This is a genomic window from Microbacterium sp. ABR10, from assembly GCF_057812175.1.
Window position 1 is genome coordinate 762,743 of sequence record NZ_CM173821.1, and the last position, 12,682, is coordinate 775,424.

General features: G+C 71.1%; 15 protein-coding genes. 7 read left to right on the plus strand and 8 right to left on the minus strand.

Annotated features, from left to right (window positions below):
- Window positions 1–78: 78 nt before the first annotated feature.
- The 6 genes from ACXKZF_RS03480 to ACXKZF_RS03505 form a co-directional block, all read right to left on the minus strand.
- Window positions 79–1,671, minus strand: coding sequence for a carbohydrate-binding domain-containing protein (locus ACXKZF_RS03480; RefSeq protein WP_488985391.1), 1,593 nt, complete (start codon window positions 1,669–1,671; stop codon window positions 79–81).
- A complete protein-coding gene (locus ACXKZF_RS03485; protein WP_314451320.1) occupies window positions 1,659–2,480 on the minus strand; it encodes a polyphosphate polymerase domain-containing protein in 822 nt (273 codons plus the stop codon). The genes ACXKZF_RS03480 and ACXKZF_RS03485 overlap by 13 nt, the downstream gene beginning before the upstream one ends.
- On the minus strand, window positions 2,477–3,133 hold the full coding sequence (locus ACXKZF_RS03490; RefSeq protein WP_488985392.1) for a DUF4956 domain-containing protein: 657 nt from the start codon (window positions 3,131–3,133) through the stop codon (window positions 2,477–2,479). The genes ACXKZF_RS03485 and ACXKZF_RS03490 overlap by 4 nt, the downstream gene beginning before the upstream one ends.
- On the minus strand, window positions 3,130–4,320 hold the full coding sequence (locus ACXKZF_RS03495) for a glycosyltransferase (protein WP_488985393.1): 1,191 nt from the start codon (window positions 4,318–4,320) through the stop codon (window positions 3,130–3,132). Before ACXKZF_RS03495 ends, ACXKZF_RS03490 begins: the two co-directional genes overlap by 4 nt.
- Before the next feature lie 3 nt (window positions 4,321–4,323).
- Entirely contained in the window at window positions 4,324–5,370 is a 1,047-nt protein-coding gene (locus ACXKZF_RS03500; protein WP_488985394.1) for a phosphodiester glycosidase family protein, read from the minus strand.
- A gap of 174 nt (window positions 5,371–5,544) precedes the next feature.
- Entirely contained in the window at window positions 5,545–6,045 is a 501-nt protein-coding gene (locus ACXKZF_RS03505) for a hypothetical protein (protein ID WP_055958850.1), read from the minus strand.
- A 358-nt stretch (window positions 6,046–6,403) separates the two neighbouring features.
- Between ACXKZF_RS03505 and ACXKZF_RS03510 the strand changes: the two genes are divergently transcribed.
- From ACXKZF_RS03510 to ACXKZF_RS03525, 4 genes are read left to right on the plus strand one after another with little or no spacing between them, the layout of a single operon-like run.
- A complete protein-coding gene (locus ACXKZF_RS03510; RefSeq protein WP_488985395.1) occupies window positions 6,404–6,703 on the plus strand; it encodes a hypothetical protein in 300 nt (99 codons plus the stop codon).
- A 25-nt stretch (window positions 6,704–6,728) separates the two neighbouring features.
- Window positions 6,729–7,289, plus strand: coding sequence for a GNAT family N-acetyltransferase (locus ACXKZF_RS03515; protein ID WP_243224051.1), 561 nt, complete (start codon window positions 6,729–6,731; stop codon window positions 7,287–7,289).
- Between the two features lie 43 nt (window positions 7,290–7,332).
- Entirely contained in the window at window positions 7,333–8,496 is a 1,164-nt protein-coding gene (locus ACXKZF_RS03520; RefSeq protein ID WP_488985396.1) for a sensor histidine kinase, read from the plus strand.
- The gene (locus tag ACXKZF_RS03525; RefSeq protein WP_183418385.1) at window positions 8,493–9,095 is read left to right on the plus strand and encodes a response regulator transcription factor; all 603 of its coding nucleotides are present in this window, start codon (window positions 8,493–8,495) and stop codon (window positions 9,093–9,095) included. Before ACXKZF_RS03520 ends, ACXKZF_RS03525 begins: the two co-directional genes overlap by 4 nt.
- On the opposite strand, the gene ACXKZF_RS03530 is transcribed toward ACXKZF_RS03525, so the two are convergent.
- On the minus strand, window positions 9,092–9,499 hold the full coding sequence (locus tag ACXKZF_RS03530) for a RidA family protein (RefSeq protein WP_488985397.1): 408 nt from the start codon (window positions 9,497–9,499) through the stop codon (window positions 9,092–9,094). The two genes, ACXKZF_RS03525 and ACXKZF_RS03530, sit on opposite strands and share 4 nt — an antisense overlap.
- A 191-nt stretch (window positions 9,500–9,690) precedes the next feature.
- Between ACXKZF_RS03530 and ACXKZF_RS03535 the strand changes: the two genes are divergently transcribed.
- Window positions 9,691–9,885: a hypothetical protein gene (locus ACXKZF_RS03535; protein WP_156459262.1), complete on the plus strand. Its 195-nt coding sequence runs from the start codon at window positions 9,691–9,693 to the stop codon at window positions 9,883–9,885.
- Here the strand turns inward: ACXKZF_RS03535 and ACXKZF_RS03540 are convergent.
- On the minus strand, window positions 9,851–10,879 hold the full coding sequence (locus ACXKZF_RS03540; RefSeq protein ID WP_488985398.1) for an alcohol dehydrogenase catalytic domain-containing protein: 1,029 nt from the start codon (window positions 10,877–10,879) through the stop codon (window positions 9,851–9,853). The genes ACXKZF_RS03535 and ACXKZF_RS03540 overlap by 35 nt on opposite strands.
- 95 nt (window positions 10,880–10,974) lie before the next feature.
- On the opposite strand from ACXKZF_RS03540, the gene ACXKZF_RS03545 reads away from it, so the two are divergent.
- Both ACXKZF_RS03545 and sucC read left to right on the plus strand, forming a co-directional pair.
- Entirely contained in the window at window positions 10,975–11,367 is a 393-nt protein-coding gene (locus ACXKZF_RS03545; RefSeq protein ID WP_488985399.1) for a VOC family protein, read from the plus strand.
- Window positions 11,368–11,509: 142 nt separating this feature from the next.
- Window positions 11,510–12,673 (plus strand): ADP-forming succinate--CoA ligase subunit beta, encoded by a 1,164-nt coding sequence (gene sucC / locus ACXKZF_RS03550; protein WP_488985400.1) that lies wholly within the window; start codon window positions 11,510–11,512, stop codon window positions 12,671–12,673.
- Window positions 12,674–12,682: the final 9 nt, after the last annotated feature.

Here is a 12,682-nt window from a genome sequence, read left to right on the forward strand (position 1 = left end):
CACTGAAGCTTGCTTGTCGGAGGAAGGGATCGGAGGGCCGGGGCGAACGCCTCGGCCCTCCGATCTCGCCCGCGATCGTCAGGGCCGACCGCCGCCCATGCCTCCTCCTCCCATTCCCATCCCGCCGGCCGCCGCGACACCGGCCGTGACCGAGGTGGCCGCGCCGTCCACGGTCACCGTGTACGACTGCCCGTCGGTGATCGCCGACGACGTGAACACGACCGACCCGAAGGTCTTCGTGGCGGTGTACTCCGCGATGACCGTGCCCGTGGCATCCGTGATCTGAACGGTCGACCCGGCGGACCCCGACGCGGTGGCGGCGAGCCAGCCCTGCGCCGACGACTCATCGGGCGACTCGGCCATACCGGTGCTGCCGATGGCGACGAGCGTGCCGCCTGAGACGTCGATGCCGCCGTTCGAGTCGAGCGCGCCGTTGCCCTGCTGGGTGGGGCCGTAGACGGTGACGTCTCCGCCGGTCATGGTGATGCTGCCGTTGGAGTCGAGGCCGTCGCCGGCGGCGTCGACCACGAGGGTGCCGCCCGAGATGGTGAGGGTCTCGCCGGTGTCCTGCATGCCACCGCCCATGCCGCCGCTCGAACTCGAGTCCGTGCTGGTGCCGCCCGAGGCGTTGACGCCGTCGTCCGACGAGGTGACGTGCGTGGTGCCACCGGCGATGCGGATGTCGCCCGACTCGAGACCCTCGTTCGACTGGCTGACCGTCACGTCGCCGCCGGAGATGGCCAGCGCGATCTCGGAATGGATGCCGTCGTCCTCGGTCGCGAGCAAAACGGTGCCGCCGGTGAGGAGGGCGTCGGTCCACGCGTCGATGCCGTCGTCGACCGCCGTCGCCGTGATGGTGCCGCCGGCGATCCAGACGTAGCCCTGGGTGGCGTCATCCGTCTGGTCGCTCTTCAGCGCGTCGCCGCCGGCCGTGAGGGTGAGTGTGCCGTCCTTCACGACGAGGGAGTCCTTGCCGCGGAGGGCGTCGTCGGCGGCATCCACCGTGATCGTGCCGCCGATGATCGCGAGGTCGTCGGTGGCCGAGATGCCGTCGTTGCCGGTGTCGGTGACGGTGAGCGCGCCCGAGCCCGAGACGGTGAGGTCGCTGTCGGCATAGATGGCGGCGCTCGCGTCGGCGTCGGCGGAGCTCGCGGCGGTCACCGCGTTGGTGGAGCCCGAGGCGAGGTTGATGGCGACGTCATCGGCGGTCACGACCTGGATCGCCGCGCCCGAGGTGCTCGCGATCGTCGCGTCGTCGAGCACCAGGATCACCTGCGCGTCGTCGGGGGCGGCGACGACCACGTTCCCGTCGAGCGTGCCGCTCAGCTGGTAGACGCCGGCGGCGGTGATGGTCACGGTCGACCCGTCGATGCTCACTCCCGCCGAGTCACTGGATGCCGTGGAGCCCGCGAGCGTGATCGTCTCGGCATCCGCGATGCTCCACTCGTCGTCGTTCACGACCGTGCCGTCGGCGTTGGCCGCGAGCAGCTCGGCGGCGGCCTCGGGAATGGTGGAGTCGATGTCGGAGGTGGTCTGCACACTGGATTCGACAACGGATGAGGGCGCGGCGGAGGAGGTGGTCGACGCGACGGGCTGCGCGGTGACGGCGCAGCCGGCGAGCACGAGGCCGGCGAGGGCGAGGGGCAGGGCGAGGGGGATCAGGCGGCGCATGATGCGTCCTTTCGGGTGGGGTGGGAGGAGGCGAAGGGGCCCGCGAGCACGCGGGTCCAGCGATTGGAGGGGAGGTCGGAGCGCAGGGCCGCCATGCCGGTGGCGTACTTGCTGATGCGCTGCGGGCGGTGGCCGGCTCTCCAGAGGGCGCGGTCGAAGGCGCCGGCCTGGCCGGGAGATTTCGTCTCGACGATGGCGAAGCGGGGGAGGGTGAAGCCCCCGCCGTCGGCGTCGGCCCAGCGCAGGTCGAGGTCGATCGTCGCGCGGGACGGGATCGCGCCCGGCAGCAGCAGCGTCGTGCGGCGGTACAGCGTCTGCAGGCGCGCGTCGAGGTCGTCGGCGCGGGTGGGCTCGACCCCGATCGCGTCGAGAGCCTCGGCCACCTCGTCGCGCGCCTCGGCGGTGAGCCGGTCGGCGGCGTCGAGGTCGTAGGCATCCCGGTCCTTGCGGGTGAGGCCCCGCGCCCCGCGGGTCTTCATCTCGAGGAACGCCGCCCCCGTGTCGACGTAGGTGCGGGTGCGCAGCTTGAAGCGGCGGCGGCGTCCGTGTGCGGCGAGGCGGTAGCTCAGCAGATCGGGGGTGTCGAAGTACACCGAGCGGTAGGCCAGCTCGCGCTCGCCGCCGATCTCGAGGGCGGCCGGAGCATCGGTGGAGCGCTGGAGGGCTTCGAGCAGGGATGCCGTGGCATCCATCGGCACGACGTACTTGCGGTCCACACGGGTGAGGAGGGCGGCGTCGGCGGTGAGGGCGTCGAGGCCGATCGCGGGCAGGGCCGCGATGGCGGTGGCGGCGCGGGCGCGGGCGGTCATCGGGTGCCGCCGATCAGGTCGGCGAAGGTGGGCTCGGCGCTTCGGCGCGGGCCGGGGGCCGCGTCGGCGATGTCGCGAACGCCACCCGGGGCGGCGTCGGGGCGCGCGCCACTCACCCGGTACCGCACGTCGACCAGCGTCGTGTCGTCGACCAGGTCGAGCTGCTGCACGGTGACGCCGGTGACCTCGCCGCCGAGCAGTCGCTCGAGTTCGGCGCGCAGTTCGGTCTCGTCGGCGATCGCGCGGTCGAGGTGCACGGTCTGATGACGGGCTCGCGACAGCACGCGCGGGTGATCGGCGACGGCGAGCACGGCCACGATGAGTCCGACCAGCAGGAGGGGGATGGAGAGGTCGACGGGCGGCAGGCCGCAGATCAGGCCGATCGCCAGAGCCGCGAAGTAGTACGCCACCTCGCGCTGGGTGATCTCGCTCGAGCGGAGGCGGATGATCGACAGCACCCCGAACAGGCCGAGTCCAAGACCCAGCGCCACCTCGGCGGTGCCGAGCACGGTCGCGACGGCCAGCACACCGACGTTGACGCCGAGGAAGGCGACCACGAGATCGCGGCGGCGATGGCGCTGGAAGTAGATGGCGCTGAGCAGGACGGCGGCGACGAGGTCGGTCGCGGCGAGGATCAGGGCGGTGGTGGTCATGAGGTGCTCCTTGCGGGGGTCGGGGTGGCGGGGTGGAGGGGGCTGAGCCCGTCGAAGCCTCCGGGCGTGCCGTGGGTGCCGGTCCCTTCGACGGGCTCAGGGACCTGGGTGAAAGGTGGGTCCGGCCGCGAGATCGGCCGGCGCGCCGGGGCCCCGGCATCCGTCCGCGGGAAGACGAGCGAGCGCTGCACGCCGTAGCTGAGGACGAACAGCACGCCCTCGGTGACGACCTTCGCGGGAAGGAGGGCCAGGCCGTTGTCGGTGAGGAACGACATCCACGCGATGTTGGATGCCAGCAGAGCCAGCGCCAGCACGCCGTAGCGCACCGCCTGCCCGAGCATCGGGCCCCCGCGTGCGCGGAACACCACCCGGCGGTTCACGACGAAATTCGCCGTGGCCGACAGCACGCGGGCGGCGATGATCGACGGCACGAGCCACCCGGTGAGTGCCTGCAGCACGAGCAGCGCGACGGTGTCGACGACGAACGCGGCGAGCGACGACGACGCGAAGAGCAGCACCGGCAGAAGTACGCGCAGCGAATCGCGCACGGGGCGGAAGTGGCTCGAGGCATTGCGGTCGAGATACACCGTGTCGATGGGCACCTCGTGGGCGGCGAGCTGGTCGGGGCCGAGGCGCAGTAGCATCCGCTGCTCGTACTCGAATCCTTCGCCCGGGATGCCGAGCGCCCAGTCCAGGCGATCAGAGGGGATGCCACGCAGCCCCGTCTGCGTATCGGTGACCTGTCGACCGGTGGCGAGACGGAAGAGCCCGCGTGCGGCCGCGTTGCCGACCCGGCTGCGCAGTGGCACCGCGCCGCCGAACCCGCGGACGCCCAGCACGAGCGCACTCCGGCCGTCGGCCGCATCGCGGCGGAGGGCATCGGCCACGCGGCACACGTCGGCGGGCGTGTGCTGGCCGTCGGCGTCGGCGGTGACGACGTCGGCATCCGGATCGTGAACGGCGATGTGGGCGAAGCCCGTCTTTAGTGCCGCTCCCTTGCCGTGGTTGCTCGGGTGCGTGATGACGTGGGCGCCCGCCTCGCGGGCGGCGGCGAACACCGACGCGAACGCGGGACCACTGCCGTCGTCCACGATCAGGACGTCGAGGTCGGGATCGGCGCGCATCAGTTCGGCAACGAGGGCCGGCATCCGCGGGTCGGGCTCGAAGGCGGGGATGAGAACGAACACCGCTCAGCCCGCCACGTAGAGGATGTCGCTGGTGCCGCGCTCGCCGCCGTTCGAGGGCGAGTTGATCACCTGTCCGTTGAAGTACATCGTCGACGAGCCGCCGCCGTCGAGGTTGTAGGCGGTCGTCGCGCCGAGCGAGAGCATGATGTCGGCGAGCCCCGGCAGCGTCACGCCCTCGCTGTAGCCCTCCTGGCGGCCGTCGACCACGACGAAGACGAGGTGGTTGTCGTCGATCACGCCGACGGCGGTGCGCGGCTGGTCGCCCTGGATCGAGTGGTTGCCGACGTTCGTGTCGATCTCGACGCCGTCGATGCCGTCGACCTCCTGGCCGTCCTCGACGATCGCGGGGCCGAAGCTGAGGGTGTTCCAGACTCCGGATGCCAGCAGCTCGGCCGCCGTGGTCGCGGTCTCGTCGTACACCTCGACGTGGCCGTCGGTGTAGAAGGCGAGTCCCTGACGGGCGCCCTCGTCGCGGTAGACGACGCCGTTGCGGATCTCGATGCCCGTCGAGCGGAAGCCGTAATAGTCGCCGTTGATGGCGAAGACCGCGTCGTTGGCGGCGGCGATCTCGCTCGTGGTCTGCGTGATGTTCTCGCCGAATTGATTGTTGGCGAAGGCGGAACGCAGGTCGGTGGCGTCTCCGAGCACGACGTCGGCGACGAAGTAGGTGAGCGTGTCGGTCGTCACGGTCGAGACGGTGACCGAGGTGGAGCCGTCGCTGAAGCTGGTGTCGGTGAGGGTCGTCGTCGCCGCGGTGGCCGTGGCTGAGGTCGTCTCGGGTGTCGCGGTGGTGGCCGCCGTGGAGTGCTCGGCCTCGTAGGCGGCGACGTCGGTGACCTCGACGTGGGGAATGAGGAAACGGTTGGCCGCCCATGCCGCGGAGCCGCCCGCCGTGAGCAGCACGACGAGACCGCCGGCGAGGAGGGCCCGGCGGGCGGTGCGAGACGTCTTGCGCCGAGGGGCGGCGGCCGGCGTCGCCCGACCGCGGCGGGAGGCCGGGGCCGGTGCACCGTCGGGAGCGGTGTCGGGGGTGGGGTCTGCGGGGTCCATGGCACCAGGAAAGGTGCCGCGCCCTTCCCGTGGCCTAAGCCCGCCCTACCCGGAGCCAAGAGGAGCTATGAAAACGCTATGCGTGGGAGTGCCGGACGATGATCGAGCCGGGCCGCCGGTGCCCGGGGTGCCGGGCCGTGTCGGGTGTGCCCGATCGCACCCCGACGGTACCGGTCAGACCGCGAACCGGATGACGCCGACGATGATCAACGTGATGACGGTCGTCCACAGCGCGATCGCCGCGGCCTGCCACGCGATCACGCGAACCGGCGGCACGCCGGTCGAGGTGAGGGCGGCAGCGGTGAACTGGGTGGGCAGCAGCAGGGGGCCGAGCAGGCTCACGCCGGGGGTGCCGTAACGGTGGTAGGCCTTCTCGAACTTCTGGCGGCGGGCCGTGACGGGCTTCTCGACGGCTCCACGGCGGGTGGTCACGGCGGTGCGCACGCGCGAGGCGACCAGCACGACGACGGCGACGCAGATGAGGTTGCCGATCGCGCCGGCGATGGCTGCGACGACGGGGTTGATACCGCCGATGATGCCGATCGCGGCGGCACCCTCGCCCTCGATGAAGGGCACGGCGCCGGCGAGGGCGACGATGACCGGCTGCACGAGGTCGGGCACGTCGGCGACGAGGCCCTGGAAGCCGAGGACGAGATCGCTGATGGGGTTCGACATGGCTGCTCCTGGGGGTGAAGTGCGGCGTGTTCCGCGGTGATTCCATCCCATCGGCTCCGGTCGCGCGGCGGCAGTGTCGCGGTGTCACGACCGCGCGGGAGGATACGGCGGGTCACCCGTGACGAATGTCACGGCGGGCACGGCGGTCACGGCGGGGGAGGAGGGGAGGAGATCTGTCGACGGGAGGAACGGGAAGGGCGGATACGTCCTCCGCTCCCCGACCCTCCTCCCGCCATCACCTCCCGCCAGCACCGGACCCACGGGCGCCGGAGCGGGATGTGGAGCTGCGCTTTCGCCCGAGTGGCATGCCGGGTAGCGTCGATCACCCGCAACGGTTGCGGCGCAAGGAGGACACGTCATGCCCCCTCTCTTCGCCGCGTTGCAGTACTTCTTCTTCGCCGTGCTCGGCATCGGCATCCTGGTCCGTCTGTCGATCGCGCTGTTCCGCCGCCATGCCGGTCGGCGCACGGACGCCGTGCGTTCCGCCCTGGCGCCGGTCATGGGTGCGGGCGCGGCGCAGTCCGCGGCCGACGGGTGGACGCCGCCACGGCCGATGGATGCCGCACCGCTCGACCGCTCGACCGAAACGAGTGAGTTCTGGGATCGCGCGCTGACCGACCTGTCTGACGATCACCGCGACGTCGATCGGAGAGACTGACCCGCGGCGCGGGCAGGATGGACCCATGCCGCCGATGCCTCTTCCGCCCTGGCCTGCCACGCCGCCCGCGTACGGCGGCATCCTGCTGCGCGAGGTGACCGACGGCGACGTCGACATGGTGCGTGAGCTGGCGACCGACCCGTACATCGCGCAGACGGGCACCCTCCCCGCCGACGCGACCGAGCAGCACGCGCGCGCGTGGATCGCTCAGCAACGCGGCCGTCACGGCGAGGGGGCCGGCTTCTCGTTCACCATCGAGGACGCCGCGACCGGGGAGGCCGTCGGACACTGCGGCCTCTGGACCGCCGAGCTCTCCGCAGGCCGTTCCACCGCGGGCTACGTCGTCGCTCCCTCCTCCCGCGGCCGAGGGCTCGCGGCCGATGCGCTCCGCGCCCTGACGGCCTTCGGCGCGACGGTTCCGGGCCTGTTCCGCGTCGGGCTGTACATCGAGCCGTGGAACGTGCCGTCCATCCGCACCGCCGAACGCGCCGGATACGAGCGCGAGGGGCTGCTGCACAGTTATCACCGCATCGGCGACCGGCGCCGCGACATGCTCCTCTACGCCCGCGTTCTGCACAGCGATTGACTCCGCCACCCGTGACGAATGTCACGGCCGTACAGTGGCCGGGATGAGCACCTCCTCCGCGACCTATGCCCGCGATGTGCGCGCAACATGGTGGTACACGGCGTTGTCGATCGTGTTCCTCCACGTCTTCGCCGTCTTCATCTGGTCGTTCGTGGTCGTGCTCGAAGGCACGTCGCTCGAGATCGTCCTCAACCTCGTCGGTGCCGTGGGCTCGGTGGCATCCGCGGTCCTGCTGCTGGTGCACTACCGCCGCGAGCCCCTCGACGACGGAGATGACACCGCCCGTCGCCCCGTCTGGCCGCTCGTCCTGCTCGGTCTCGTCTCGGCGGCGCTGATGGGGGTCTCGACGGGCTCGCTGCTGGTGGGCGTCGGGTTCGCCGCGCAGACCCTGTGCCTCGTGCGGTGGCGGCACGGAATCCGGCTCCGGCTGGTCGTTCTGCTGCTCGTCGTGATCGCCGCGGTGTGGTGGGTGGATGCCGCCCGCCTCCACCCCGACGGGTACGCCGTCAGCGGGTTCGCCCTGCCGCTCTTCGTCGCGATGCTTCCGCCGCTGTCCGCGACGTCGTTGTGGTGGTGGGACATCGTGCGCGAACTCGACCGCGCGCGCCGTGCCGAGGGGCGGCTCGCCGCGGCGCAGGAACGACTGCGCCTGGCGGGCGACCTGCACGACCTCCAGGGCCACCACCTGCAGGTGATCGCCCTGCAACTCGAACTCGCCGAGAAGATGATGGCCCGCGACCCCGAGGCCGCCATCGAACAGGTGCGCGCGGCGCGCACGAGCGTCGACGAGGCGCGCCGCGGCACTCGCGACCTCGCGGCGAGGTTCCGAGGCGTGCCCCTCCCCGACGAACTCGCCAACGCCGCCGACCTGCTGCGCGCCGCGGGTCTCACCGTCGACCTGCTCGTCGACAGTGCGGCGGGCGGCGCACCGGCCGACGTGCTCGGCCCGGTCGTACGGGAGTCCACGACGAACGTGCTCAAGCACGGCGTCGGGGGCTCGGCATCCCTCTCGCTCGCCCGTCACGGAGGAGCCTGGGTGCTCACGGTCGAGAACGACGCCCGCGGGGCAGCCTCGCCGGTGGGCGACGGGGCCGGCCTCTCGGGCATCGCCGACCGCGTCGGCGCCGTCGGAGGGACGATGGATGCCACCCGCCTCGGCGACCGATTCCGCCTCACCGTCCACGTGCCCGAGGGGGTAACGGCATGATCCGCGTGCTCATCGCCGACGACGAAGACATGATCCGCACGGCGCTCGCCGCGTTGCTGCGACTCGAGGACGACCTGGAGGTCGTCGCCGAGTGCCGTGACGGCGAGAGCGCTCTCGCCGAAGCCGAGCGGCTGCGGCCCGACGTGTGCCTGCTCGATCTCGAGATGCCCGGCCTCGACGGCGTCGACACGGCCGCGCGGATACTACGAAGCGTTCCCTCGCGCTGCGTCATCGTCACGCGGCACGCGCGGCCCGGCGTTCTCCGGCGGGCACTCGGTGCGGGCGTCGACGGGTTCCTGCCCAAGTCACGGCCCGCGGATGACGTCGCCGCGGTGATCCGCGAGGTCGCCGCCGGGCGTCGCTACGTCGACCCCGAGATCGCCGCCGACGCGCTGAGCGACGAGCGCAGCCCCCTCACCGACCGCGAACTCGACGTGCTGCGCGCCGGCGCTCGCGGTGAGACGGTGGCCGAGATCGCGGCGGCACTGCACTTGTCGGCGGGGACGGTGCGCAACCACGTGTCGTCGGTGCTGGGCAAGCTCGGATTGGCGAGCCGGCAGCAGGCCACGATCCACGCGCGGGAGCGGGGGTGGATCTAGTCGACGACCGCGGCGACCGCCTCGATCTCGACGAGCTGATCGTCGTAGCCGAGGACGGTCACGCCCATCAGTGTGCTGGGCACGTCGTGTTCGCCGAACGCGTCGCGCACGACCTCCCACGCGGCGACGAGATCGGCCTGACGTGACGAAGCGACGAGCACACGGGTGCTGATGACGTCGGTGAGCTCGGCGCCGGCCGCGTGCAGGGCGATCGTCATGGTCTCGATGCACCTCGCCGCCTGTGCGGCGTAGTCGCCCACACCGGCGGTCGACCCGTCGTCGTTCAGCGGGCACGATCCCGCCAGGAAGACGAGGCGGGAGTCGGCGGGCGCGGTGGCGGCGTAGGCGTACTCGGCGGCGCTCGACAGCGCGGAGGAACGGATGAGGGTCACGGCTGAGGGCACGATACGACTTCCAGGGAGAGAGGTGGGGGATCGAGCCTAGCGAGCGGCCCGCCACCCCCGTCGCCTATCAATGCTCCGCGACTCGCCCGTCGGATCCGGTGACGCGAACGGTGCCGTCTGCGCCCGGGATGCGCCCCGCGGATGCCGTCAAGGACTGTCCCCGGGGTTTCGAGGGCCGTTACAGTCGCCGCATGGCGGAGAAGGCAGCAGCAGACGCGGGACTGACTCGGTACATCATCATCGGAGTCATCGTCGGCATGATCGCGGGTCCGGTATTCGGGATGCTCGTGCCCTCGATCGGGGTGGGCTTCGGCATCTCGATCGGACTGGTCGTCGGCATCCTCGGCGCGGTCATCGCGTGGTTCGTGGTGCGCCCCAAGAAGTAGCGTCCGGCACGAGCACGAGGCGTCCGACGAAGCCGTCGGCCGTGCGGGGCAGGTCGCCCGCCTCCATGCGCCGGTGCGCATCAACGGCATCCGCGAATCCGAGAACCTCGCCGACGTGGGCTGTCAGGGGACGTCCCGCGGCCCAGCGGGCGTTCACCCGCCCCGCGACCTCTTGCAGCTCTGAGACGTCGAGCGCGCTGAGGATGAACCCCTCGACGCGAAGTTCGCGTACCTGCAGCGCCCACAGGTCGATCTCGGCCGAGGTGCGCCCGGCCAGCACGATCACCCGTCCCCGCGGGACCAGGTGCGCGACCGCGGACGCCGTGTCGGCGCGACCGGTGGTGTCGATGAAGACGTGGATGCCGTCCGGCCGGCGCTCCGCCACAGCCTCGGCCGCAGAGCCGGCATCGGCGACGACGACCTCGGCACCCCATTGGCCGAGGACGTCCGCCGCGCGGCGGTCGCGGACGACGGCGACGACGTCGGCGCCGGATGCCACGCCCTCCTGCACGAGCGCCGCGCCGACCGCGCCGTTCGCCCCGACCACGACGAGCGTTTCCCCGGGCTGCACTCCCGCGCGCAGGTGCAGCGCGGCGACGGCGGTGGTCGCCGGATGCAGCGAGGCGACGAAGGCGACGGGGTCGGCGGCATCCGGAACGTCGTACAGCCGGTCGCGGTCGACGACGACGAGCTCGGCGGTTGCACCGGGGCGTCCGGCGTAGCCCGCGGAGCTCGTCCAGACGCGGTCGCCCTCACGCAGTCCGCTCACGCCCGGGCCGATGGCGTCGACCACACCGACGAGATCACGGCCCACCGCCACGGGGAACGCCAGCGGAGTGGTCCACCGTCCGGACCGCACCAGCGTGTCCACGGCATCCACGGCCACCGCCTGCGGACGCACCCGCACCTGCCCGGGGCCCGGCGAGGGGTCGGGCAGCTCGCCCCATTCGATGACCGACGGGTCGCCCGTGCGCGAGAAGAAGGCAGCGTGCACGGGGGCTCCCATCTCGGATGGGGAGAGACTAGTGCGCCGACGAGAAGGGCGCACGTCCTGGTGCTCTGTCGCATGAGGGTGGGCAGACTGGACGCATGCCGCTCTTCGATCATCTCAGTGTCAGCGTGTCGGATGTCGATCGCGCGATCGCGCAGTTCGATCCGATCCTGCGGGCTCTCGGCATGGAGCGAACCGACGGAAGCAACGGCGCCTCGTGGTACACGGAGGGCGAGACGGAGTTCATCGTCCTCCCCGCCCGCGACCCGGTGTCCGGTCCGCATCAGCACGGACGCGTCGGGTGGCAGCACCTGGCCTTCGCGGTGGGCTCCCGTGCGGAGGTCGACCGCTTGCACAGCGTCGCCCGGGATGCCGGATGGGCGGTGGTCCGCGAGCCCAAGACCTACCCCCGGTTCACTCCCACCTACTACGCGAGCTTCCTCGAGGACGCCGACGGGATCCGCATCGAACTCGTGCACAATCCGGGATGACCGGCCTCGGCTCCCTCCGTTCGAAGGGGTGAGGGTCGGGGGATTTCAGCCCGGTCGGGTAGGGTTGTCGCTTGGTGAATATCTCTTGATATCGAGAGAGTTCGCCTCCTCCCACCACCGATCGCCCAGCGAAGGATTGTCCGTGGATCTCTACGAGTACCAGGCACGAGACCTGTTCGAAAAGTACGAGGTGCCGGTACTCGCCGGCATCATCGCCGACACCCCTGAGGAGGCGAAGGCGGCCGCCGAGAAGATCGGCGGCGTGGTCGTCGTCAAGGCTCAGGTCAAGACCGGAGGCCGCGGCAAGGCCGGCGGTGTGAAGGTCGCGAAGACGCCCGACGAGGCCTTCGAGGCGGCTCAGGCCATCCTCGGCCTCGACATCAAGGGCCACGTCGTCAAGCGCGTTATGGTCGCCGCCGGCGCCCGCATCGCCAAGGAGTTCTACTTCTCGGTGCTGCTCGACCGCGCCAACCGCTCCTACCTCTCGCTCTCGAGCGTCGAGGGCGGCATGGAGATCGAGGAGCTCGCCGTCGAGCGTCCCGAGGCGCTCGCGCGCATCGAGGTCGACCCGATCGAGGGCATCACTCCCGAGAAGGCGCTCGAGATCGCTCGCGCCGCCAAGTTCGACGAGGAGCTCGCGCCCAAGGTCGCCGACGTCTTCGTCAAGCTCTTCAACGTCTACAAGGGCGAAGACGCAACGCTCGTCGAGGTGAACCCCCTCATCCAGAGCGAAGACGGCGACATCATCGCCCTCGACGGCAAGGTCTCGATCGACGAGAACGCCGGCTTCCGCCACCCCGACCACGAGGCGCTGGAAGACAAGGACGCGGCCGACCCGCTTGAGGCCAAGGCCAAGCAGCACGACCTCAACTACGTCAAGCTCGACGGCCAGGTCGGCATCATCGGCAACGGCGCGGGTCTGGTCATGTCGACCCTCGACGTCGTCGCCTACGCGGGCGAGAAGCACAACGGCGTCAAGCCCGCCAACTTCCTCGACATCGGTGGCGGCGCCTCGGCGACCGTCATGGCCGCCGGTCTCGACGTCATCCTCGGTGACGAGCAGGTCAAGAGCGTCTTCGTCAACGTCTTCGGTGGCATCACCTCTTGCGTCGCCGTGGCCGAGGGCATCGTGAAGGCCCTCGAGATCCTCGGTGACACCGCGACGAAGCCCCTCGTCGTGCGCCTCGACGGCAACCAGGTCGAGGAGGGCCGCGAGATCCTCGCCGCCGCCAACCACCCGCTCGTCACCCTCGCCGCCGGTATGGACGAGGGCGCCGACAAGGCCGCCGAACTGGCCAACGCGTAAGGGACAGGG